This is a genomic window from Oryzihumus sp., assembly GCF_036391795.1.
GTDB lineage: Bacteria > Actinomycetota > Actinomycetes > Actinomycetales > Dermatophilaceae > Oryzihumus.
The window spans coordinates 1-22,215 of the sequence record NZ_DASVZH010000072.1; the positions used below are offsets into that span (position 1 = coordinate 1).

Sequence of the window (22,215 nt, forward strand, 5' to 3'; positions counted from 1 at the left end):
GGGAGGGATGACCCGCGCAGGCGCAGCAGCCGGGCGCTCCGGAGCGGACACCGCCGGGGGCACCTGCTGAGGCGTCGCAGACCCGGCGGGGGTCGTCGCCGGCGCTGTCGACGCCTGCGCGGCGTCCACGGCCGGTGTGGCGTCGACGGCCGGTGTGGCCGGGGCGGCGGTGCGCTGCCGGCTCCGCTCGCCGGCGACCCTGCGCCGGGCGGGACGGTTAGCCGACGAAGTCAAGGTTGATCACCTTCCAGGAGTCGCCGCTGCGCTCGAGGTCGAGCCGCAGCCGATAGGTCTTGTCGACGGGCTGGGGCGTGGCCGCGTTGGCGGTGGGGGCGACCACCCCGACGATGACCCGGGCCGAGTCCGAGTCGGAGGAGACCAGGGCCGCCTCGACGGTCTTGACCGAGGACACGGTCTTGTTGTCGACGACCACCTTGCGCAGGTCGGCCAGCTTGGACTGGTAGTCGGAGCGGAACGTCCCGCCGGCACCGGCCAGCACCTGCGTGCCGTAGTCGTCGAAGCGGCGGTAGTCCATCGTGATGAAGTTGACCGCCAGCTGCCGGCCGGCGGCCAGCGCCGCCGCCCCGGACTGCTCGCGGTCACGCTCGGTGAAGTAGCCGCGACCCTGGGTGAAGCCGACCAGCGCGGCCGCGAGGAGCACCACGACGGCGAGCGCGGCGATGACCTTCGGGGACGCCGAGGACACCCGCGCCACCCGGGCGCGGGCCGGGAGCGACGGGGTCATCGCGCTGCGCTCTGCATCATCCACAGCCACGTGTCTACCCCACCGGCCCCCGCGGGGGGCAAGGGGGCGGCCACGTTGGGAAGGTCACTCCCCTGGGTCAGCGCCGCGTTGCCCAGCGGCACCGGCATCCCGTCATACGACATCGGGTAGGAGGACCCGGCCCCGCTGGAGGCGCCCGGCGCGTTCTGCGCGCCGCGCACGTCCGAGGCCGAGCCGCGCGGCAGGGTGCACCGGGCCCCGGTGTTCACCGGGGGCAGGTTCGTGGTCTGGTCCGGGCCGATCCGGTGGGTGCCGCCGTAGCCGGCGGTGCAGGCCGGCGGGTTGTCGGAGTTGAGGACCAGGCCGAAGTGGGCGGTGCCGTCGCCGGGCACGACGGTGTAGCCGCCCGCCACCACGTCGGGGTAGGTGATGAGCATCTGCTGGATCCCGTCGATGCGGGAGGTGGTCACCTGCCCGATCGTGACGAAGTTCGACAGCAGGGTCGCCAGGGGGGTCTGGTTGTCCTTGATCAGCCCGTCGAGCTCGTGCGAGGCGACCGCGCCGCGGTCCAGGACCAGACGGAGGTCGGGATCGCTGGTGCGCAGGGTGTCGGACAGGTCGGCGAAGTTGCCGATGAAGTCCTTGATGTGGCCGGAGCTGGCGCGCTGGGTGTCGAGCACGATGCGGCCGTCGTCGATGAGCTTCTTGGTCTCGGGCAGCGCCTCGGTGGCCGACCGGGTGAGCGCGTCCCCGGAGTCGAGCAGGCGCTGGAGGTCGGCGCCACTGCCGCCGAAGGCGTTGCCGAGCTCGTCGACCACCGTGGCGAGCTGCTTGCGGTCGACCGACTTGACCGTGTTGTCCAGGTGCAGCAGCAGGTTGTCGATCCGCAGCGGCGACCGGGTGTCGGTGCGCGGGACGGTGGCTCCGGCCGCCAGGTAGGGCCCGCCCTGGTGCCGGGGCTGGAAGTCGACGTACTGCTCCCCCACCGCCGAGCGGTTCTCGACCACGGCCAGGGTGTCCCTGGGCACCTCGGTGCCTCGGTCCAGGCGCATGTCGACCAGGACGCCGTCCTTGGTCAGCCGCAGCTTCTCCACCTTGCCGACGGTGATGCCCCGGTAGGTCACCTCCGCGCCGGTGAAGATGCCGCCGGAGTCGGCGAAGTCCGCCGAGACCAGGTAGGTGCCGCCCATGAGCTTGTCGGTCAGGCCGACGAACCGGGCGGAGAGCACCGACACCGTGATCAGGGTGATCGCGGCGAACACCGCGAGCTGGATCTTGGTGGAGCGCCGGATCATGCCGCACCTCCGGTCTGGAAGAGCGTCAGCCAGGACGGCTCACCCTCGCCGGTCGAGACCTGCCCGGCCCCGAGGCAGATGACGAGCGAGCAGGAGGAGCTCTTGCTGGTGGTGGAGCTGGGCGTGGAACCGCCGGGGAGCTGTGGCAGGGACAGCGAGGGCGCCGGCAGCTTGGGCACCGACGGCAGCGACGGCAGCCCGGGGCCGGTCGGCGTGCCACCGGGGCCCGTGGGCAGGCCGAGGTTGTTGGACACCGTGCCGAGGTTCATGTCCGCCGTCGCCCACAGGTTGGTGTAGTCGCCGCGGATGGTGTTGACCGCCTGGTCCGGGAACGGGTAGGTCAGCAGCAGCTGCAACGACCTGGGCAGGTCGTCGCCGGCCTTGTTCAGCTGGGACAGGATCGGCGCGATGGCCTTGAGGTTGGCGACGGTGTCGCCCTGCGAGGCGTTGATGACCCTGGTGCCCACCGCCCCGAGCCGGCTCAGCGACTCCAGCATCGCGGTGAGCTGCCGGCGCTGGTCGGCGAGCACCTTGAGACCCTGGGGCAGGGTGTCCACGGCCTTGGCGAGGTCGTCCTTGCGCGCGGCGATCCGGGCCGAGAGGCGGTCGATGCCGTCGATGGCGCGGACGATCTCGGACTTCTGCTTGTCGAGCCCGCTGACGAAGGTGTCGAGCTGACCGACGAGGTCCCGGATCTGGGACTCATTGCCGTTCATCGCCTTGTTCAGCTCGGTCTCGATGACCTTGAGCTGGGCGACCCCGCCGCCGTTGAGCAGCAGCGACATGGCGCTGAGCACCTCCTCGACCTCGGGGTTGCGCCCCGTGCGGCCGATCGGGATGTTGTCGCCGTCGGACAGGGAGCCCTCAGGGGCACTGTCAGTCGGCGGCGCCAGCTCGACGTACTTCTCCCCCAGCAGCGACGTCTGGTGCAGGGAGGCGACGGCGTTGTCGGGCAGCTTCACCGACTTCGGCAGGCGCAGCGTGACCCGGGCGGTCCAGCCGTTGAGCTCGATCTTCTCGACCGCGCCCACGGTGACCTCGTTGACCTTGACCGCGGACTGCGGCACCAGGTCGAGCACGTCGGCGAACTCCGCCGTCACGTGGTAGACGTCGCCACCCTGGGCGGCGCCGCCGGGCAGCGGCAGGTCGTAGGCCCCCTGGCAGGCGGCCAGCGAGCCGACCGCGAGGACGGCCACCCCGGTGCGGGCCAGACCCGCGAGGCCGCGACGGGGGACACGGCCGGCCACGGCACGCAGGAAAGCGGTATGACGCGTCATCGCGAGCCTCCCAGCAGGCCACCGAGGGTCGGGTCGGCTCCGCGGACGTCCGCGGCGGACTCCCCTGTCCCTCCCGCACCACCGGCAGGCGCCGAGGTCAGCGCCGGGTCGGACGGGACCGACGAGAGCAGGTTGAGCGGCAGCCCGGCCGCCCCCGGCAGCGAGGGCACCTTGAGCAGCTTCTGGATCGTGCTGCACAGCTGCGTGTTGCCGGTGCCGGTCGGGCCGGTGATCAGGGAGCACAGCAGCAGGGCCGGGTCCTTGAGCTGGGCGGCGTTGTTGCGCGTGTCCAGCGTGCCCGACTTCGGGTTGTAGGCGTTCTGCAGGTTGCTGATCGCCACCGGGGCGTTGTCGAGCGTCTCCGCCAGGGCGTTGCGCTGCCTGGCGATCGTGCTCGTGACCGAGGTCAGCTGGCCGACGTCGGTCTTGAGGACGGCCCGGTTGTCGTGCACGAACGAGGAGGTCTCGGAGAGCGCCACCGCGAGGTTCTTCAGGGCCGCGGCGAGGTCACCCCGCTCACCGGCCAGCTGGTCGGAGACGTTGGCGAGGTCGGTGTTGAGCCGGCGGACCTGGGCGTCGTTGGTGGCCAGCATGCTCGTGAAGGACTGGAGGTTCTTCACCGTGGAGAACAGGTCGTTGCGACCGCCGGAGAGGGTCGACAGCGCCAGCGACAGGTCGTGGTTGGTGTCGTGGATGTTGGTGCCCTGGCCCTTGAGGTTCCTGGCCCCCGTGTCGAGCAGGTTGGACAGGGCACCGTTCTTGTTGGCGCCCTGCGGGCCCAGGGCCACGAGCAGGTCGTCCAGGCTCGAGGAGATCCGGTCCAGCTCCACCGGCACCGCGGTGCGGTCGAGGCCGATGCTGGCGCCGTCCTTCATGACCGGTCCTGAGGTGTAGGCCGGCAGCAGCTGCACGTAGCGGTCACTCACCAGCGACGGGGCCACGACGGCCGCCTTCGCGTCGGCGGGCACCTTGTACTTCGCGTCGTACTCGAAGGTCACCGACACGTGGTCGCCTTCGGGCCTGACGGAGAGCACCTTGCCGACGTGGACGCCGAGGATGCGCACGTCCGAGCCCGGGTAGAGGCCGACGGCCCGGGTGAACGAGCCGGTGACCGTGATCATGTCGGCTCGGGGCCACAGGACCACGGCAGCGGCCACCACGGCCAGCACGGCGGCCACCGCGATGATGCGCGCGCCGCGGCCCACCGCGGGCACACCGCCCGGGCGGCGACGTCGGCGCGGCGGCTTGGCGGACGGGGCCGGGGTGGCTTCGGCCGGGGCGTCCCCGAAGACCTCGCTCTCCAGGTCGGGCATCACGTCGGTGGCCTCGTGGTCGGTCCTGTCGGTCACGGCTTGATCCCTCCCACCGGGACGGTCAGGTTGGCCACGAAGGTGTCGAACCAGCGGCCGGTGCCCAGGGTGTTGGCGAAGACCCGCGTGAACGGCGCCATCATCGCGATCGTGCGGTCGAGGTCCTTCTCGTGCTTCTGCAGGACGGCGAGCACCTGGTTGAGCTGGTCCAGGGCCGGCTTGAGCTGCGCCCGGTTGTCCCGCACGAGACCGGTCAGCTGCTGGGCCAGGGCCGACGTGTTGGTGAACAGCGTGTGGATCGCCTCGCGGCGGGCGTTGAGCTCAGCCATGAGCAGGTCGGCGTCCTTGATCAGCGTGGCCGTGCTGGCGTTGCGGTCGGCCACCGTCTTGCTCACCGAGTTGGCGTGGGCCAGCAGCGTCTTGAGCTCGGCGTCACGGGAGGCGACGGTGCGCGAGAGCCGGCCCAGCCCGTCGAGGGCGTCCTTGACGTGCTCGGGGCTGTCCTTGAACTCGTCGGCCATGACGTTCAGCGACCGGGCGAGCTGGTCGGTGTCGATCCGCTCGGACGTCGTGGCCAGGTCGGTGAACGCGTCGACCACGTCGTAGGAGGACACCGTCCGGTCCAGCGGGATCTCGGTGTCGGTCTTCATCTGCCCGGCCCCCTTGGGGTCCAGCGCGAGGTACTTCTGGCCGAGCACGGTCTTCATCCGCACCGACGCCCCGGTCTGCGGACCGAAGGCGGCCGGCTCGGTGATCTTGAAGTCGACGCGCACGTGGGAGCCCTCGAGGTCGACGCCGGTCACCTTGCCGACCTTGACCCCGGCGATGCGGACGTCGTCGTCCTTCTTGATGCCGCCGGCCTCGGTGAACGCCGCGGCGTAGTGGTCGCCGCCGCCGATGATCGGCAGATTCTGGGCGTTGAACGCCAGGACCAGCAGCACGGCGAAGAAGGCCAGGCCGGCGGCCCCGATCGGGACGGGGTTGCGCTCGCGGAACGGGATGCTCATGAGCACCTCGCGGTGTTGACCGAGTAGGACGGGGTCAGGACCGTGCCGGAGGGCAGCTTGACCGTCCCGTTGAACCGGCACAGATAGAAGTTGAACCAGGACCCGTAGGTCGCGGTGCGGGTGATGGTCTCCAGCTTGCCTGGCGTCGTCGTCATGAACTTCTCGAAGGTGGCGGTGTTCGCGGGCTTGTTGAGCGTGGCGGCGAGCGCGTTGAGGTTGGCGATGTCAGACGTGATCGGCTGGCGGGCCTGGCTGAGCAGGTCGGCCGTCGAGCCGGCGAGGTCGTTGATGTTGGTCAACGACGCCCCGATCGCGGAGCGGTCGGCCGACAGGCCGGAGACGAAGCGCTGGAGCTGGTCGAGCAGCTCCCCGAGCGCCTTGTCATGGGCGTCGACCGTTGACAGCACCGTGTTGAGGTTGCCGATGGTCCGCCCGATGACCTCGTCGCGGTCGGCGAGGGTCGAGGTGAGCGACGCGGTGTGCGCGAGGAGGGAGTTGATGTTGCCGCCCTCCCCCTGCAGGACCGAGATGATCTCGCCGGAGAGCTCGTTGACGTCCTTGGGGGACAGCGCAGCGAACAGCGGCTTGAACCCGTTGAACAGGACGGTCAGGTCCAGGGCCGAGTGGGTGTGGTCGAGCGGGATACGGGCACCGTCACGCAGCGGGGTGGGCTGCCCGACCCCCTGGCTGAGGGCCAGGTAGCGCTCGCCGACGAGGTTGCGGTACTTGATCGTGGCGATCGTGCCCTGGGTCAGGACGCTGGTCTTGTCCACGGTGAAGTCGACCAGCGCCGTCGTGCGGTCGGTGTTGACCCGCACGTCCTTGATCTCGCCGACCCGGACGCCGGCGATGCGGACGTCCTGGCCGGGCACGACGCCGGTGACGTCCTGGAAGACGGCCTGGTACGTCGAGGTGCCCCCGAACTGGAAGTTGGCGATCGTCGCGGCCAGGGTGCCGAAGGCGAGCAGGGTCACCGTGGCGAAGATGATGAGCTTGACGAGGCTCGACGTGGTCTTCACTGCTGGCTCACCACCGTTCCGCGCAGAAGGGGACCGGCCAGCAGCGCGGTGATGGCCGAGGGCGGGCCCTGCTGCTCCGGGTCGAGCAGCCCCGCGATGACCTGTTGCTCGGCGACCGTGCCGGCCAGGCCCGAGTCGGCGTTGGCGATGCCGACGCCCTGCGCCGAGGTGAGGTAGCTGGGCAGGCCGGACGCGGCCGCGTCGGGGAAGGCGCTCTGCGCGCTGTTGCCCGCTCCCGACGTGCCGTCGTTGAACTTGGTGCCCGGCCGGGGGTTGGCCTGCGACTGGTGCGGGTTCGGCAGGCCGAGGCAGCCGGGGCCGCGGTTGTCGTTCCAGGCCGGTTCCTCACCGGGCTGGTACGCAGCCCGCGGCTTGGTGACCTCGAGGGTGATGTGGAACGTGTGGTTGCTGAATGCCTGGTTGATGTTGGGGACCCAGTGCGACAGGCCCTGCGCGAAGCAGGGGTAGATGGGCGAGTAGCGGGCGAACGTCCTCAGGGTGGGGCGCTGGACGCTGCCGACCTGGATGATGCGGTCGCCGTTGGCGTCGAGGAACCCGGTCGCCGTGTTGGCGAACCCGGCCGTCCCCGCCAGGAAGCCGGCCAGGGCGTCCTTCTTCTCGACGATGGTCGTGTTCGTGGTGATGAGCGACTTCAGCATGCGCATCAGGTCAGGTGCGGCGTCGGCATACGTGGAGGCCAGGTCGGCCAGCCCGCTGATGTCGGCCTGGATGGTCGGCATCTTGGGGTTGATCTGCTTGAAGTAGTTGTCCGCCATGACCAGGTTGTTGCCGAGCTGCTGCCCTCGGCCGTCGAGGGCGGTGGCGAGGGCGTTCAGCGTGGCGGAGAGCTTCTCCGGCTTCACGGTGCGCAGCAGCGGCAGCAGGTTGTCGAAGACCTGCTCGAGCTCGATCGCCACCTTGGTGCGGTCCTGGCCGATGGTGTCCCCGGCCTGGATGTGCTGCGCCGACGCGTCGGCCGGCGGCACGAGGTCGACGTAGCGCTCGCCGAAGAGGGTCTTGGGCAGCAGCCGTGCCCCCACGTTGGCGGGGATCTGGTCGACCTGGTCCGGCTGGAGGGCCAGCTGGATGCGCGCGCCCTGCCCCGTGGTGGTGATGTCACGGACCTCACCGACGATCAGCCCGCGGATCTTGACGTCGGAGGACGCCTGCAGCTGGTTGCCGATGCGGTCGGTCAGGAGGTTGACCATCACCACGGGCGTGAACCTCTTCTGGAACGACGCCACCGACAGCCCCACCAGCACCACGAGCACCGCCAGGAAGGCCGCTCCGTAGGTGTGGTTGCTCAGCCGGGACATGGCTCCACCACGCTGTTCCGTCACGTTCGTCAACCCGCTATTCGCACTGTCGTGGTGGCGCCCCAGACGGCCAGGCTGAAGAAGAAGTCCACGATGTTGATCGCCACGATCGAGGTCCGGACCGCCTTGCCGACCGCCACGCCGACGCCCGCGGGACCCCCGGAGGCGGTGTAGCCGTAGTAGCAGTGGATCAGGATGATCACGACGGCGAAGACCATCACCTTGACGAACGACCAGAACACGTCCACCGGGGGCAGGAACAGGTGGAAGTAGTGGTCGTAGGTGCCCTTGGACTGGCCGAAGTAGCTGGTGGTGATGAACCGCGTCGCCGCGTAGGAGGACAGCAGGCCCAGCACGTACAGCGGGAGGCACGCGACGAAGCCGGCGATCATGCGGGTCGTCACGAGGAATGGCAGGCTGGGGATGCCCATGACCTCGAGGGCGTCGACCTCCTCGCTGATGCGCATGGCCCCGAGCTGGGCGGTGAAGCCACAGCCGACGGTCGCGGCGAGGGCGAGACCGGCGACCAGCGGCGCGATCTCGCGGGTGTTGAGGTAGGCGGAGATGAAGCCGGTGAAGGCGCCCGTGCCGAGCTGGTTCAGGGAGGAGTAGCCCTGCAGGCCCACCTCGGTGCCGGTGAAGAACGCGAGGAAGGCGATGACGCCGACGGTGCCGCCGATGACCGACAGGGCGCCGGTCCCGAGGCTCACCTCGGCCAGGAGGCGCACGACCTCCTTCTTGTATCGCGTGAGCGTGCGCCCGCTCCACGCCAGCGACCGCACGTAGAAGCGCAGCTGCCCGCCGAGGTCGTCCAGGGCGGCCACCGGCCTGCCCACGATGTCCTGAACCTTGCTCATCGACTCACCTCCTGCCGGTCAGATCTTCTGGGGGACGACTTGGAAGTAGACCGCCGTCGCCACGAAGTTCACGACGAACAGCAACATGAAGGTGATGACGACGCTCTGGTTCACCGCGTCGCCGACCCCCTTGGGGCCGCCCCCGGCGGTGAGTCCCTTGTACGACGCGACGATCGCGGCGATGGCGCCGAAGATCAGGGCCTTGATCTCGCCGGTCCACAGGTCCGGCAGCTGGGCCAGCGCGGTGAACGAGGCGATGTAGGCGCCCGGGGTGCCGCCCTGGATGATCACGTTGAAGAAGTAGCCACCGCAGACGCCCACGACCGACACGAGCCCGTTGAGCAGGACCGAGACGAGCATGGCGGCGATGACCCGCGGCACGACGAGGCGCTGGATCGGGCTGATGCCCAGCACCTCCATCGCGTCGATCTCCTCGCGGATCTTGCGCGAGCCCAGGTCGGCGCAGATGGCCGACCCGCCGGCGCCGGCGATGAGCAGGGCGGTGACGATCGGCGACGCCTCCCGGATCACCGCCAGGACGCTGGCCGCACCGGTGTAGGACTGGGCACCCAGCTGGCGGGTGAGCGTGCCGAGCTGGAGGGCGATGACCGCTCCGAAGGGGATCGAGACCAGCGCCGTCGGCAGGATGGTCACACTGGCGATGAACCAGCTCTGCTGAATGAACTCCTTGGTCTGGAACGGGCGTCGCGGCAGCGCCCGGAGCACGTCCAGGGCGAGGGCGAACAAAGACCCGCTCTGTCGGAGCGCGCCGGTGACCGGGTTGCTCACGAGACGGCCCGCTCGGGCTCGGCGTGCTCGGGCTCGGCGTGCTCCGTGTGCTGGGAGACGCCTGGCACGCCGGCGTTCTTGGACATGAAGGACCCGGGCGGAGGGATCACGCCGTTCTCGCGGCACCAGGCCCCGGCGGGCCGCTCGGCGCGCCGGGGGGTGCCGTCGCTCGTCTGGAGCTGGAGGGCGATCGGGGGCAGCGGGGGCAGCTCCTGGCCCTGCTCCTGCGCGAGCTCGTCGGCGTCCTTCTCCTCGGACATGCCGATCGGTCCGATCGTCTGGGCGTTGAGGAACTGCCGGACGACCGGCTCCTCGCTGGAGAGCAGCATCTCCCGGGGGCCGAACATGGCGAGGTGCTTGTGGTAGAGCAGGCCGATGTTGTCCGGGACCGTGCGGGCGGTGTTGATGTCGTGCGTGACGATGAGGAAGGTGGCATCGATCTGGGCGTTCAGGTCGATGAACAGCTGGTTGATGTAGGACGTGCGCACCGGGTCCAGGCCGGAGTCCGGCTCGTCGATGAGCAGGATCTCCGGGTCGAGCACCAGGGCCCGCGCGAGCCCGGCCCGCTTGCGCATCCCACCGGAGATCTCGCCGGGGAGCTTGCCCTCGGCGCCCGCCAGTCCGACGAGCTCCATCTTCTCGGTGACGATGCGCTTGATCTCGGACTCGTTCTTCTTCGTGTGCTCGCGCAGCGGGAAGGCGACGTTGTCGTAGAGGTTCATCGACCCGAACAGCGCCCCGTCCTGGAACAGGACGCCGAAGAGCTTGCGGACCTCGTAGAGGTCGTTCTCACGCAGCCGGGTGAGGTCCCTGTCGTTGATCCAGATGGACCCGGCATCGGGCTTGAGCAGACCCACCAGGGTCTTGAGGAACACGGACTTGCCGGTGCCCGACGGGCCGAGCATCACCGAGATCTCGCCCGCCGGCAGCGTCAGCGTGACGTCGTTCCAGATCACCTGGGACCCGAACCTCTTGGTCAGTCCCTCGACCTTGATCTCAACGCCCACTGCCTCACCTCTTCCCAATCGGCACCCAGAGGCATCGCCCTGTGAGCGGGTCGACACGTTAACGACGCGGCGCGAAGCAAGTTACGCGCGAGTAGCGCCAGGCAGCGACCGCCGCGCCCCTGGGTCAAGGCTGGAGTGTTTCGAATTTCTCGCAACATGGAAAGGGGCAAATCGTATGGCCGAGATCACCGAGCCCCACCCGTAACTCAGGCCCCACACAACGGACCCCAAGGGACCCCGGAGACGACAACGGCGGGACAGACCAGTTGGTCTGTCCCGCCGGTGTCCAGCGAGGCCCCGGCACGGTGGTGCCGGGATCAGCTCACTTGAGGGTGACGGTGGCGCCAGCGCCCTCGAGGGCAGCCTTGGCCTTGTCCGCGGCCTCCTTGTTGACCTTCTCCAGGATCGGCTTCGGGGCGCCGTCGACCAGGTCCTTGGCCTCCTTCAGGCCGAGGTTGGTGAGGGCGCGCACCTCCTTGATGACCTGGATCTTCTTGTCGCCCGCGGCCTCGAGAACGACGTCGAACTCGTCCTTCTCCTCGGCAGCGGCCTCGCCGCCGGCGCCGCCGGCGGCCGGGGCGGCCGCAACGGCGACCGGGGCAGCGGCGGTCACGCCGAAGGTGTCCTCGAACTGCTTCACGAACTCGGAGAGCTCGATCAGCGTCATCTCCTTGAAAGCCTCGAGCAGCTCGTCAGTGCTGAGCTTCGCCATGATGGCGTTCCTTCCTGTTAATGCCGTGAGTGGCGTTGGTTGTTGTTGGAGCGTGGGCTCGGGTGGTGACCCGGGCTCAGCTCTCGTCGCCACCCGCGGCGACGTCTTCGGTGCTGGCCTCGGCGGCCTCGTCCGCAGCGGCCTCGGCCGGAGCCTCGGCAGCGACGGGGCCCTCCGCCTCGACCTTCGCGCGCAGGGCGTCGACCACGCGGGCCGTCTGCGACAAAGGAGCGGCGAAGAGGTAGACAGCCTTGCTGAGCGAGGCGTTCATGGCGCCAGCCAGCTTGGCCAGGAGAACCTCGCGGGACTCGAGGTCCGCGAGCTTCTTGATCTCGTCAGCGGTCAGCGGCTTGCCGTCAAGCACGCCGCCCTTGATGACGAGGAGGGGGTTGGCCTTGGCGAAGTCACGCAGGCCCTTGGCCGCCTCCACCGGGTCACCGGTGATGAAGGCGATCGCCGAGGGGCCCGTGAGCTGGCCGTCGAAAGCCGTGACACCGGCTTCCTTGGCAGCGATCTGGGTCAGCGTGTTCTTCACCACGGCGTAGCTGGCGTGCTCACGCAGGGAGCTTCGCAGCTGGGTCAGCTGCGACACGGTCAGGCCGCGGTACTCCGTCAGCACGGCCGCACCCGAGCTGCGGAACTTGTCCGTCAGCTCGGCGATGGCTGCCGACTTCTCGGGCTTTGCCATGCGGGGCCTCCTTCCGGGTGAATGCCGGCGAAGTCACCCCAGACACGAGAAAAGCCCCCAGCGCAGGACGCGGGGGCTCCCGGCACATCAGGCCGAGCCTGCATGCCGTTCACGTGCGTGGCCTGCGCTGGTCGCCCGCTCTGCTGCGGAACCTTCGGTCTTCGTGCTGAGGCACGAAGACAACCGGCGGTCTTTGGTCAGGAGCCAGAGTACGGGTCACTGCGGGGCGGTGGTGGTCTGCGCCGCCGGCGGCGTCGTGATGGTCACGGGCTCGCCGAACTTGGACAGCAGGACGGTCGTGGAAACCGCCTGGCCCTTGACGGTCATGCTGCTGACCACCTTGTGCGGCCGGTTCTGGGCGTCGACCCACAGGTCGACCTTGAGGTCCTTGAGGTCGGTGTCGGACAGCTGGGCGGCCAGCGCCGGGGCCAGGGCCTTCTTGATCTGCGCCGCGGTGGGCGAGGACGTGTAGTGCGTGGTGGCCACGCCGTCCACGGTCTCCTGGCCGACGACCTTCTGGTCCGCGACGGCGTAGTTGGAGACCTGCTGCTCGGGCTGCATCTGCTTGATCTGCTCGAACAGCGGAGCCAGCTGCTTGGAGAGCATGTCGGTGCCGCCCTCCTTGGCCATGATCCACTTGTTGCCGACGGGGAGGGCCGCGGACTTCAGGTAGATGGCCGGGGACTTCAGGATCAGCTCCATCGGCATCGAGCCGACCTTCATGGTCAGGTGCTCGGCGACGCCGTTCTCCGCGGAGACGTCTCCCTCACCGGTGAGGCCCTGGGCGCCGGCCGTCGTCACGGTCATCTTGAGGTGCATCGTCTTCGCCCCCTTCATCGCCGACTGCAGGCGAGGGGTGAACGACGAGGCCTGGACCACGTCGCCGGGTTTGGGCGCGGCGGTCGTCGAGGGCGTGCCGGAGGCGGTGCTGCCGCCGCCGGAGCAGCCGGCGACCGCGAGCAGTGCCGAGCCGGCGAGAACGGTCAGGAGCTTCTTCATCTCTCATCCCCCTGGAGAGGTCGAGGTACGTGGACGGCGAGCCGCAGGGGTCGCCAGCGGCGCGCGGGCCGATCATCGAGCATAACCACGGGGTGGGCCCTCTGTGGCCCACCGGGGTGACGGCCGGTCACGGACCGCCGGTGGACGCCGTGGGCTGGGGCGGGAGCCGGGGCGGGTCTGCGACCTCGTCCTGCGCCGGCCGGGTGACGTCGACGTCCTGGCCCCAGCGGGTGTAGGTCGTGACCGTGGGCCCCTCCCCCGGCTTCGTCGAGCTGATCTGGGCAGGCAGGCCGTCCTGGTCGATCCAGACCTCGACCGCGACGGAGCCCGTGAGGCGGTCGCGGACCTGCGCCTGGACCTGGGCGGGAAGGAGCGGCAGCAACGCCGCAGCCTGGATGCTGCCCTTGTAGTGGGTGGTCTGCCGGTCCCCCACCCGCTCCGGGCCGACGGTCGTGAACGGCGCCGCACCGGCATACAGGCGCACCTGGTTGGCCGGGTTCAGCGAGGCGGTGATGACCGCGACCACTGGAGCCATCATCACGGAGAGCTGGTCGCCACCCGAGGACGAGAGCCGCAGCCACTTGCGGCCGGGCTGGGAGGTGTCGGAGATGTAGACGGAGTCGCCGAAGACGCGCAGCTCGGTGCTCTCGCCGTTCTGGTCGCCCGCGAACGACAACCGCGACCTCGCTCCGTCGATGACGATGTCACCGGACCCGGTGCCGGTCGGGCCCTGGCTGGAGAAGTGCACCGTACGCCGGGACTCGATCCGCTTGACCATGTCACCGAACAGCGGCCCGGCGGCGACGCGCTGGCCGGCCGAGTGCTGCGGGACCGGGGGCGAGTCGTCGCAGGCGGCGACGCCCAGGCTCAGCACCAGGGCGGCAACGACCGAAGCCGCGCCGGGGAGCCCGGCGCGGCTTCGTCGTGTGCGGAGGAGGATCAGACCTGCGCCTCTTCCTCAGCCAGCAGGTTGCGGGTGCGGTTGGGGTCCAGCGGGATGCCGGGGCCCATCGTCGTGGTCAGCGTCGCCTTCTGGATGTAACGACCCTTGGCCGCGGACGGCTTGAGTCGCAGGATCTCCTCGAGGGCCGCACCGTAGTTCTCCACCAGCTTGGCCTCGTCGAACGAGGACTTGCCGATGATGAAGTGCAGGTTGGCGTGCTTGTCGACGCGGAACTCGATCTTGCCGCCCTTGATGTCGGAGACAGCCTTGGCGACGTCCATGGTCACCGTGCCGGTCTTCGGGTTGGGCATGAGGCCGCGGGGACCGAGAACCTTGCCCAGGCGACCGACCTTGCCCATGAGGTCGGGGGTGGCGACGACGGAGTCGAAGTCGAGCCAGCCGCCGGCGACCTTGTCGAGCAGCTCGTCGGAGCCGACGTAGTCGGCGCCGGCCGCGGTGGCCTGCTCCGCACGCTCGCCGGTGGCGAAGACCAGGACCCGGGCGGTCTTGCCGGTGCCGTGCGGGAGGTTCACGGTGCCGCGGACCATCTGGTCGGCCTTGCGCGGGTCGACGCCCAGACGCATGGCCACCTCGACGGTCGCGTCGTACTTGGTGGTGGAGGTGTCCTTGGCCAGACGCACGGCCTCGAGCGGTGCGTAGAGCTTGCCGGCGTCGATCTTCTCGGCGGCGGCGCGGTAGGACTTGCTGCGCTTCACTTCTGCTCCTGTGTGTTTCGTGGTGGTGGTGGAGTCGTGGTCCTCGGGCCAGCGCGTGGCCCTGCCACTGTCGGCCTGCCGGTAGCCCACCTCGGGAGGTGGGCTACCGGCATACCGGCGGTTCGAGCGGGGCGAGCCCGCTCAAGCCTGGTCAGCCCTCGACGGTGATGCCCATGGAGCGGGCGGTGCCGGCGATGATCTTGCTCGCGGCGTCGATGTCGTTGGCGTTGAGGTCTTCCATCTTCTGCTGGGCGATCTCACGGACCTGGTCAGCGGTGAGCTTGGCGACCTTGGTCTTGTGCGGCTCGCCGGAGCCCTTGGCCACACCGGCGGCCTTCTTGATCAGCTCGGCGGCCGGCGGGGTCTTCGTGACGAAGGTGAAGGACCGGTCCTCGTAGACCGTGATCTCGACCGGGATGACGTTGCCGCGCTGGGACTCCGTCGCAGCGTTGTACGCCTTGACGAACTCCATGATGTTGACACCGTGCTGACCGAGGGCGGGGCCCACGGGCGGCGCGGGCGTGGCAGCACCGGCCTGGATCTGCAGCTTGATGAAGCCGGAGACCTTCTTCTTCTTGGGAGGCATTGCGTGGGGTCCTTTTCTTGTGGTGTGGGCCTACGCCGTGGGCGATGACCCGGTTGCAGCGTCCGCGAGCGGACGTCGTCCGGTCAGATCTTGGCGACCTGGTTGAACGACAGCTCGACCGGGGTCTCCCGGCCGAAGATCGAGACCAGCACCTTGAGCTTCTGCGACTCGGCGTTGATCTCGGAGATCGTGGCAGGCAGGGTCTCGAACGGACCCTCCATGACGGTGACGGACTCGCCGACCTCGAAGTCCACGACCTTGATGTCGGCGGTCTTCTTGGCGCCGGCCTTGCCGGGGGCGGCGGCCTCGTCCTTGGTCTCGAGGTTGGGGGCCAGCATCGTGAACACCTCGTCGAGGCTCAGCGGCACCGGCTGGTGGGTGTGGCCGACGAAGCCGGTCACGCCCGGGGTGTGGCGCACGGCGCCCCAGCTCTCGTCGGTGAGGTCCATGCGGACCAGGACGTAGCCGGGCATCCGGACGCGACGGACCAGCTTGCGCTGGCCGTTCTTGATCTCGGTGACCTCCTCCATGGGGACCTCCACCTGGAAGATGTAGGGCTCCATGTTGAGGCTGGTCACGCGCGTCTCGAGGTTGGTCTTCACGCGGTTCTCGTAGCCCGCGTAGGAGTGGATGACGTACCAGTCACCCTCCTGGCGGCGCAGGGCGTCCTTGAACTCCTTGACCGGATCGGCGGACTCGGTCGGCTCAGCGCTCTCGGTCGCCTCGGGGGTCGGCGCAGCCTCGGGGGCCTCGGCGACGACGTCGCCGGCCTCCGGCGCAGCCACCTCCTCGACAGAGGTCTCGACGACGTCGACGTCAGCACCGCTCTCGCGCGGCGCCTCGGAGCTCCACTGGTCGGACACGCTGGTGACCTACTTCCGTAACTCTGGTCTGTCGGCCGCCGTGGGGCGGCCGTGGGCCGGGAACCGGCCGGGACGGGCTAGCTGCCGAACACCCACAGGATCAGCTTGCCGAACCCGAAGTCGAGCACGGACACGTAGAGCATGACCGCGACGACGAACACGATGACGACGCTGGTGTAGGTGAGCAGCTCGTGGCGGGTGGGCCGGACGACCTTGCGCAGCTCGTCGATGATCTGGCTGACGAACAGCCCGACGGCACGGAAAAGACGCGTGACAACGTTGCCGCGCTTGCGGGCAGACCCGCCGCGGCGGCCGGAGCCGCGGGTGTCGGCCGTGCTCACGTTCGTCACTGGTCCTCTTCTCGGTTGCTGACCTGTGACCTTCGGCGCCGGCACTCCTGGCTGGGATGCCGACGCCGAACGTCATCGGCATCTACGACGCAGGGCAGGAGGGACTCGAACCCCCAACCGCCGGTTTTGGAGACCGGTGCTCTACCAATTGAGCCACTGCCCTACGGGTGGTATCGGGCATGCGTCAGCATGGTTGTCGTCAACCACCCAAGGGGCGAGCATACGCGAGGGATGGGGCCCAAAGCGAACTCGCGGTGATGCCCGACCATTGTGCCCGACCCGTGGGGGTGGTCTCGACCCCGGGGCCACCTTTTCTTTTCCCCGGGCCAGTTCCCGCACGGCGGGGGCGACCGGAGCGCGGACGCCATGGCACGGCCCGCGGCAGGTCTGGGACCATGATGGGCGTGACCGAGTCAGCTGCCTCCACCGTCCCCGCCCGCCGCATCTCCCGGCGCATCGGCGCCATCGCCGAGTCCGCCACGCTCGCCGTCGACGCCAAGGCCAAGGCGCTCAAGGCCGAGGGCCGGCCCGTCATCGGGTTCGGCGCCGGGGAACCGGACTTCCCGACGCCGGACTACATCGTCGAGGCCGCGGTCGCCGCCGCGCACGACCCCGCCAACCACCGCTACACGCCGGCCGGCGGCCTCCCGGACCTGAAGAAGGCCATCGTCGCCAAGACCGCGCGCGACAGCGGGTATGCCGTGACCCCCGAGCAGGTGCTCGTCACCAACGGCGGCAAGCAGGCCGTCTACAACACCTTCGCCACGCTGCTCGACCCGGGCGACGAGGTGCTGCTGCCGGCGCCGTACTGGACCACCTACCCCGAGGCGATCAAGCTCGCCGGGGGCACGCCGGTCGAGGTGTTCGCCGGCGAGGACCAGGGCTACCTCGTCACCGTCGAGCAGCTCGAGGCCGCGCGCACCCCGCAGACCAAGGTGCTGCTGTTCTGCTCCCCCTCCAACCCCACCGGGGCGGTCTACCCCGCCGAGCAGGTCCGCGCCATCGGCGAGTGGGCCCTCGAGCACGGCATCTGGGTCGTCACCGACGAGATCTACGAGCACCTGACCTACGACGGGGCGCGCTCGGCGTCGATGCCGGTGGAGGTCCCCGGCCTGGCCGACACCTGCGTCGTGCTCAACGGGGTCGCCAAGACCTACGCCATGACCGGTTGGCGGGTGGGCTGGATGGTCGGGCCCAGGGACGTCATCAAGGCGGCGACCAACCTGCAGTCGCACGCCACGTCCAACGTGTCCAACGTGTCCCAGCGGGCTGCCATCGCGGCGCTCAACGGCTCGCTGGACGCCGTCGAGGAGATGAAGGTGGCCTTCGACCGGCGCCGCCGGACCATCGTCGACATGCTCAACGAGATCCCCGGCGTGAGCTGCCCGACGCCGCAGGGCGCGTTCTACGTCTACCCCTCGGTCAAGGGCGTGCTCGGCAAGACGATCCGCGGCAAGGTGCCGGCCACCTCGGTCGAGCTGGCCGAGCTGATCCTCGACGAGGTCGAGGTGGCTGTCGTGCCGGGCGAGGCGTTCGGCCCCAGCGGCTACCTGCGCCTGTCCTACGCGCTCGGGGACGCCGACCTCGCCGAGGGTGTGGGGCGCATCCAGAAGCTGCTCGCCGAGGCGCACTGACGTTCTCCCCACCGCGGCCCGTCCCCGACCCGGGGGCGGGTCGCGGTCGTGTGTGGGGTCCTCGGTCCCTCGCGGGGCGGCGGGGGCCGTGGCAGGCTCGGTGCATGAGCGACAACGAGTCCTACGACGAGTACAGCGTCGACGACGAGACCCAGCTCCAGCCGGGTGACACGCTCGACGAGCGGTACCGCGGCGTGGAGGACATCCTCGACGAGGGCTGGTCCCCGCCGGAGCGGCCTCGGGGCGTCAACGCCTTCGGGACGACCGCCTCGGAGCAGCACCAGGGCGAGAGCCTCGAGCAGCGCATGCGCCAGGAGGAGCCGGACCCGTCGGCGGCGTTCGACGACCCGCTCGAGGACCGCGAGGAGGACCCGGACGCCCCGCGCGAGGAGGACGAGTTCCTCGACGACGGCGAGGTCGGCGACCGCCGGGCCGGCCGGCTGGTCGACCCGGACGAGGGCGCCCACGAGGACGAGGAGTCCGAGCTGTGGGGAGGCGACGTCGGCATCGACGGTGCCGGCGCCTCGGCCGAGGAGGCCGCCATGCACGTGGTCGAGGAGTGAGCCTCGCCGCTGCCTGACCGATCCCGGGGGTGGCCACCCGCCGAGGCTGACACACTGTCGCGCATGCATCGACCGGTCGACCGGCTCCCGAAAGCGCACCTGCACCTGCACTTCACCGGGTCGATGCGCCTTCCCACCCTGCTGGAGCTGGCCGCCAAGCACGGCATCACGCTTCCCGAGGCGCTGACCTCGGGCTGGCCGCCGCGGTTGCGCGCCACCGATGAGCGGGGCTGGTTCCGGTTCCAGCGGCTCTACGACATGGCCCGGGCGTGCGTGCGTGACGAGGCGGACATGCGCCGGATCGTGCGCGAGGCCGGCGAGGACGACGCGGCCGAGGGCTCGCGGTGGCTGGAGATCCAGGTCGACCCGACCTCCTACGCGGTGCACCTCGGCGGGATCACCCCGACGCTGGAGATCGTGCTCGACGAGGCGGCCAAGACCTCGGCCGAGACCGGCACTGCGGTGGCCGTCGTCGTCGCGGCCAGCCGGATCCGGCACCCCCTCGACGCCCGGACCCTCGCCCGGCTGGCGGCGCGGTACGCCGGGGACGGGGCGGGCACGGTGGTCGGCTTCGGGCTCAGCAACGACGAGCGGCGTGGGGTCACTGCGGACTTCGCCCCGGCGTTCGCGATCGCCCGCCGGGCCGGGCTGGCCTCGGTGCCGCACGGCGGGGAGCTCCTCGGGGCGTCCGCGGTGGCCGAGACGCTGGAGACGCTCCATCCCGACCGGATCGGGCACGGCGTGCAGAGCGTGCAGGACCCCGCGGTGCTCGAGCGGGTGGCCGCGAGCGGCACGACCCTCGAGGTGTGCCCTGGCAGCAACGTGGCGCTCGGGGTCTACACCGAGGACTCGGCGGTGCCGCTGCGCGAGCTGGTCTCGGCCGGGGTGCAGGTCGCGCTGGGGGCCGACGACCCGCTGTTGTTCGGTTCGCGGCTGGCGGCGCAGTACGAGACGGCGCGGGAGGTGCACGAGTTCACCGACGCCGAGCTGGCCGAGCTGGCCCGCGGGTCGATCCGCGGGTCGCGGGCGCCGGCGGGGACCAAGGCGGCCTTGCTCGCCGATGTCGACGCGTGGCTGGCCTCGGCGCCCGTGCCCCCGGCCGGGTGAACGCCGCAGACCGGCCTTGACGTCAAGGGCCGTTGAGCTCCGAGGATGAGGCATGACGTTCACCCCTGAGGAGCTGGCCTACCTCGCGTCGCAGCGGCTCGGCCGGCTGGCGACCATGGCGCCCGGCGGCGACCTGCAGAACAACCCGGTCTCGTTCCACGTCAACCTCGACGGAACGATCGACATCCCGGGACGGCGGATGGGGGCGACCCGCAAGTTCCGCAACGTGCAGACCCACCCCCAGGTCGCCTTCGTCGTCGACGACATCGCCTCGGTCACGCCCTGGGTGGTGCGCTGCCTGGAGATCCGGGGCGAGGCGGAGGCGCTCACCGACGTCGACCCGCCGGCGCCCTACTTCTCCCGCGAGGTGATCCGGATCCATCCCCGGCGCATCATCGGCTTCGGCCTCGCCGACGGTGCCACCACGGTCAGGCGCGACGTCGGCTGACGAGGCACCACCGGGTATGCCGGGTGCGGGCTAGAGGGTCAGCCCCACCAGGACGGGCTCGTTGACGAGGGTGACGCCGAAGGCGTCCTGCACCCCGTCACGCACCTCGCGGGCCAGCGCGAGGACGTCCGCCGCCTTGGCCCCGCCCCGGTTGGTCAGCGCCAGCGTGTGCTTGGTCGACAGGGCCGCAGGCCCGGGCAGGCCGTGGCCCTTGGCGAAGCCGGCCTGGTCGATCAGCCACGCAGCGCTGGTCTTGACCATGCCGTCGGGTGCCGGGAACTCCGGCGGCGCTGCCTCGACACCGAGGCGGGCTCGCGCACGGTCCTGCAGCGCGGCATACGCCTGCGGTGACAGCAGCGGGTTGGTGAAGAACGACCCGCAGCTCCAGGTGTCGTGGTCGGCGGGGTCCAGGACCATGCCGCGGCGGCGCCGCTGCTCGAGCACGGCCGCCCGCGCGTCGGCGAGCGGCACCCGCTCCCCCTCCGCGACGCCGAGGCCCTGCGCCAGCGCGGCGTAGCCGACCGGCTCGGACATGGTGCCGACGCGCAGCTGGAACACCACGTCGAGCACGACGTAGCGGGAGGTCGACTTGAACAGGCTGTGCCGGTAGGTGAAGGCGCAGTCCGCGTTGGCGAAGGTGTGCACCTGCTGCTCCCGGCGGTCCCAGACCCGCACCTGCGCGATGGTCTGGGCGACCTCCTGGCCGTAGGCCCCGACGTTCTGGATCGGGGTGGCACCGGCACAGCCGGGGATGCCCGAGAGCGCCTCGATGCCGGCCCAGCCCTCGTCGACCGCCCGGACGACGACGTCGTCCCAGATTTCGCCGGCGGCCACGCGCACCGTCGCGCCACCGCACTGGTCGGCCGACTCGACGGTGATGCCGGAGGTGGCCACCCGGACCACGGTGCCGGCGAAACCCTCGTCCGCGATGAGCAGGTTGGACCCGCCGGAGACGACCAGCAGGGGCTCGTCGGCGTCGTCGACCTCACGGACCGCGTCGACCAGCTCGTCGGTCGTCGTCACGGTCACCAGCCGGGCGGCGGGACCGCCCACCCGCATGGTGGTCAGGTCGGCCAGGGGGGCGTCGTGCTCCTCGCGCATCCGGTCAGTCCAGCGCGACGACGGCCAGGGCCCGGCCCAGGACCTTCTCGCCGTTGCAGGTCGCGGTCAGCTCGACGGTGGCCCGCTTGGCCTGCTCGTCGACGGACTTCACCACGCCGGTGACCTCGACGTCGGCCCCGGTGTCGTGGGGCACGACGACCGGCTTGGTGAAGCGCACGCCGTAGTCGACCACCCGGCCGGCGTCCCCGACCCAGTCGCTGACGACGTTGACGGCGGCGCCCATCGTGAACATGCCGTGGGCGATGACGTCGGGCAGCCCGACCGAGGTGGCGAAGCGCTCGTCCCAGTGGATGGGGTTGCGGTCCAGGGAGGCCCCGGCGTACTGCACGAGGGTGGCTCGGGTGATGTGGACGGTGCGGCCGGGCAGCGCCTGGCCCGCCCGGACGTCGGCGACGGACAGGGCCATCACTCGCCTCCCCGGATCACGATGGTCGAGGTGGCGGTGCAGACCCGCTCACCCTCGGTGGTGGACAGCTCCGTGCGGGTGGTGACCATGGCGTGGCCGCCGGCCTCGCGGACGGTGTCGACGTGCAGCTCCCCGACGATCTCGTCGCCGGCGGTGATCGGCCGGTGGTGGGCGAACTTCTGCTCACCGTGCACGACCCGGCTGAAGTCGATGCCCGCGTCGGGATCGGCGATCAGCTGCTTGTCGCAACGCTGGGCGATGAGCACGGCGAACGTGGGGGGTGCGATGACGTCGCGGTAGCCGCGCGCCCGCGCCTCCTCGGTGTCGGTGTGCACGGGGTCGACCGCACCCACCGCCTCGGCGAACTCCCGGATCTTCTCCCGGCCCACGGCATACGGGGCGGTGGCCGGGTAGGTGCGCCCGGCGAAACTCGCGTTCACGGCCATGGCGACCACCCTAGGGGAGCGCCCGGTGGCA

25 protein-coding genes and 1 tRNA gene are annotated in these 22,215 nt (G+C 70.3%); 4 read left to right on the forward strand and 22 right to left on the reverse strand.

Translation table 11 applies throughout. The annotated features are described in order from the left end of the window. Positions 1 to 217 precede the first annotated feature (217 nt). From VF825_RS03955 to VF825_RS04045, 19 genes are all read right to left on the reverse strand, one after another. Complete coding sequence (locus tag VF825_RS03955; protein ID WP_331110372.1) at positions 218 to 769, reverse strand: hypothetical protein; 552 nt, start codon at positions 767 to 769, stop codon at positions 218 to 220. Beyond that, complete coding sequence (locus VF825_RS03960; RefSeq protein ID WP_331110375.1) at positions 742 to 2,019, reverse strand: MlaD family protein; 1,278 nt, start codon at positions 2,017 to 2,019, stop codon at positions 742 to 744. Before VF825_RS03960 ends, VF825_RS03955 begins: the two co-directional genes overlap by 28 nt. Beyond that, positions 2,016 to 3,266 carry an MCE family protein gene (locus VF825_RS03965; protein WP_331110377.1) on the reverse strand — a complete coding sequence of 417 codons (1,251 nt, stop codon included), beginning with the start codon at positions 3,264 to 3,266 and terminating at the stop codon, positions 2,016 to 2,018. Before VF825_RS03965 ends, VF825_RS03960 begins: the two co-directional genes overlap by 4 nt. Positions 3,267 to 3,292: 26 nt before the next feature. Beyond that, entirely contained in the window at positions 3,293 to 4,645 is a 1,353-nt protein-coding gene (locus VF825_RS03970) for an MCE family protein (RefSeq protein ID WP_331110379.1), read from the reverse strand. Continuing rightward, positions 4,642 to 5,613, reverse strand: coding sequence for an MlaD family protein (locus VF825_RS03975; RefSeq protein WP_331110381.1), 972 nt, complete (start codon positions 5,611 to 5,613; stop codon positions 4,642 to 4,644). The genes VF825_RS03970 and VF825_RS03975 overlap by 4 nt, the downstream gene beginning before the upstream one ends. Continuing rightward, a complete protein-coding gene (locus tag VF825_RS03980; protein ID WP_331110383.1) occupies positions 5,610 to 6,632 on the reverse strand; it encodes an MlaD family protein in 1,023 nt (340 codons plus the stop codon). The genes VF825_RS03975 and VF825_RS03980 overlap by 4 nt, the downstream gene beginning before the upstream one ends. Then, positions 6,629 to 7,948 (reverse strand): MCE family protein, encoded by a 1,320-nt coding sequence (locus VF825_RS03985; protein ID WP_331110385.1) that lies wholly within the window; start codon positions 7,946 to 7,948, stop codon positions 6,629 to 6,631. The genes VF825_RS03980 and VF825_RS03985 overlap by 4 nt, the downstream gene beginning before the upstream one ends. Positions 7,949 to 7,977: 29 nt before the next feature. Continuing rightward, on the reverse strand, positions 7,978 to 8,805 hold the full coding sequence (locus tag VF825_RS03990) for an ABC transporter permease (protein WP_331110387.1): 828 nt from the start codon (positions 8,803 to 8,805) through the stop codon (positions 7,978 to 7,980). An 18-nt stretch (positions 8,806 to 8,823) separates the two neighbouring features. After that, on the reverse strand, positions 8,824 to 9,594 hold the full coding sequence (locus VF825_RS03995) for an ABC transporter permease (RefSeq protein WP_331110389.1): 771 nt from the start codon (positions 9,592 to 9,594) through the stop codon (positions 8,824 to 8,826). Next, on the reverse strand, positions 9,591 to 10,601 hold the full coding sequence (locus VF825_RS04000) for an ABC transporter ATP-binding protein (protein WP_331110391.1): 1,011 nt from the start codon (positions 10,599 to 10,601) through the stop codon (positions 9,591 to 9,593). The genes VF825_RS03995 and VF825_RS04000 overlap by 4 nt, the downstream gene beginning before the upstream one ends. A 322-nt stretch (positions 10,602 to 10,923) precedes the next feature. Then, complete coding sequence (gene rplL / locus VF825_RS04005; protein WP_331110393.1) at positions 10,924 to 11,313, reverse strand: 50S ribosomal protein L7/L12; 390 nt, start codon at positions 11,311 to 11,313, stop codon at positions 10,924 to 10,926. Between the two features lie 76 nt (positions 11,314 to 11,389). After that, entirely contained in the window at positions 11,390 to 12,001 is a 612-nt protein-coding gene (rplJ, locus tag VF825_RS04010; RefSeq protein WP_141789372.1) for a 50S ribosomal protein L10, read from the reverse strand. Between the two features lie 216 nt (positions 12,002 to 12,217). Continuing rightward, entirely contained in the window at positions 12,218 to 13,000 is a 783-nt protein-coding gene (locus tag VF825_RS04015) for an LppX_LprAFG lipoprotein (RefSeq protein WP_331110396.1), read from the reverse strand. A 127-nt stretch (positions 13,001 to 13,127) separates the two neighbouring features. Then, on the reverse strand, positions 13,128 to 13,874 hold the full coding sequence (locus VF825_RS04020; RefSeq protein WP_331110398.1) for a hypothetical protein: 747 nt from the start codon (positions 13,872 to 13,874) through the stop codon (positions 13,128 to 13,130). Between the two features lie 65 nt (positions 13,875 to 13,939). Then, a complete protein-coding gene (gene rplA, locus VF825_RS04025) occupies positions 13,940 to 14,659 on the reverse strand; it encodes a 50S ribosomal protein L1 (RefSeq protein ID WP_331110400.1) in 720 nt (239 codons plus the stop codon). A 151-nt stretch (positions 14,660 to 14,810) separates the two neighbouring features. After that, a complete protein-coding gene (gene rplK / locus VF825_RS04030; RefSeq protein WP_141789377.1) occupies positions 14,811 to 15,245 on the reverse strand; it encodes a 50S ribosomal protein L11 in 435 nt (144 codons plus the stop codon). An 83-nt stretch (positions 15,246 to 15,328) separates the two neighbouring features. Beyond that, positions 15,329 to 16,108 (reverse strand): transcription termination/antitermination protein NusG, encoded by a 780-nt coding sequence (gene nusG, locus VF825_RS04035; protein WP_331110404.1) that lies wholly within the window; start codon positions 16,106 to 16,108, stop codon positions 15,329 to 15,331. Between the two features lie 77 nt (positions 16,109 to 16,185). After that, positions 16,186 to 16,458 (reverse strand): preprotein translocase subunit SecE, encoded by a 273-nt coding sequence (gene secE, locus VF825_RS04040; protein ID WP_414695761.1) that lies wholly within the window; start codon positions 16,456 to 16,458, stop codon positions 16,186 to 16,188. 90 nt (positions 16,459 to 16,548) lie between these two features. Beyond that, a tRNA-Trp gene (locus VF825_RS04045) sits at positions 16,549 to 16,621 on the reverse strand. A 235-nt stretch (positions 16,622 to 16,856) separates the two neighbouring features. Between VF825_RS04045 and VF825_RS04050 the strand changes: the two genes are divergently transcribed. The 4 genes from VF825_RS04050 (at position 16,857) to VF825_RS04065 (ending at position 20,210) form a co-directional block, all read left to right on the forward strand. Beyond that, a complete protein-coding gene (locus VF825_RS04050; protein WP_331110456.1) occupies positions 16,857 to 18,092 on the forward strand; it encodes a pyridoxal phosphate-dependent aminotransferase in 1,236 nt (411 codons plus the stop codon). Positions 18,093 to 18,196: 104 nt separating this feature from the next. Continuing rightward, complete coding sequence (locus VF825_RS04055) at positions 18,197 to 18,655, forward strand: DUF5709 domain-containing protein (protein ID WP_331110406.1); 459 nt, start codon at positions 18,197 to 18,199, stop codon at positions 18,653 to 18,655. A gap of 63 nt (positions 18,656 to 18,718) precedes the next feature. Then, on the forward strand, positions 18,719 to 19,762 hold the full coding sequence (locus VF825_RS04060) for an adenosine deaminase (RefSeq protein ID WP_331110408.1): 1,044 nt from the start codon (positions 18,719 to 18,721) through the stop codon (positions 19,760 to 19,762). 52 nt (positions 19,763 to 19,814) lie between these two features. Beyond that, complete coding sequence (locus VF825_RS04065) at positions 19,815 to 20,210, forward strand: PPOX class F420-dependent oxidoreductase (protein ID WP_331110410.1); 396 nt, start codon at positions 19,815 to 19,817, stop codon at positions 20,208 to 20,210. A gap of 30 nt (positions 20,211 to 20,240) precedes the next feature. Here the strand turns inward: VF825_RS04065 and VF825_RS04070 are convergent, their stop codons facing one another. The 3 genes from VF825_RS04070 to VF825_RS04080 are packed head-to-tail and all read right to left on the reverse strand — an operon-like array spanning position 20,241 to position 22,184. After that, a complete protein-coding gene (locus VF825_RS04070; RefSeq protein ID WP_331110412.1) occupies positions 20,241 to 21,311 on the reverse strand; it encodes a UDP-N-acetylmuramate dehydrogenase in 1,071 nt (356 codons plus the stop codon). Positions 21,312 to 21,315: 4 nt separating this feature from the next. Next, positions 21,316 to 21,738, reverse strand: coding sequence for a MaoC family dehydratase (locus VF825_RS04075; protein WP_331110414.1), 423 nt, complete (start codon positions 21,736 to 21,738; stop codon positions 21,316 to 21,318). Then, positions 21,738 to 22,184 carry an FAS1-like dehydratase domain-containing protein gene (locus VF825_RS04080; protein ID WP_331110415.1) on the reverse strand — a complete coding sequence of 149 codons (447 nt, stop codon included), beginning with the start codon at positions 22,182 to 22,184 and terminating at the stop codon, positions 21,738 to 21,740. Before VF825_RS04080 ends, VF825_RS04075 begins: the two co-directional genes overlap by 1 nt. Positions 22,185 to 22,215: the final 31 nt, after the last annotated feature.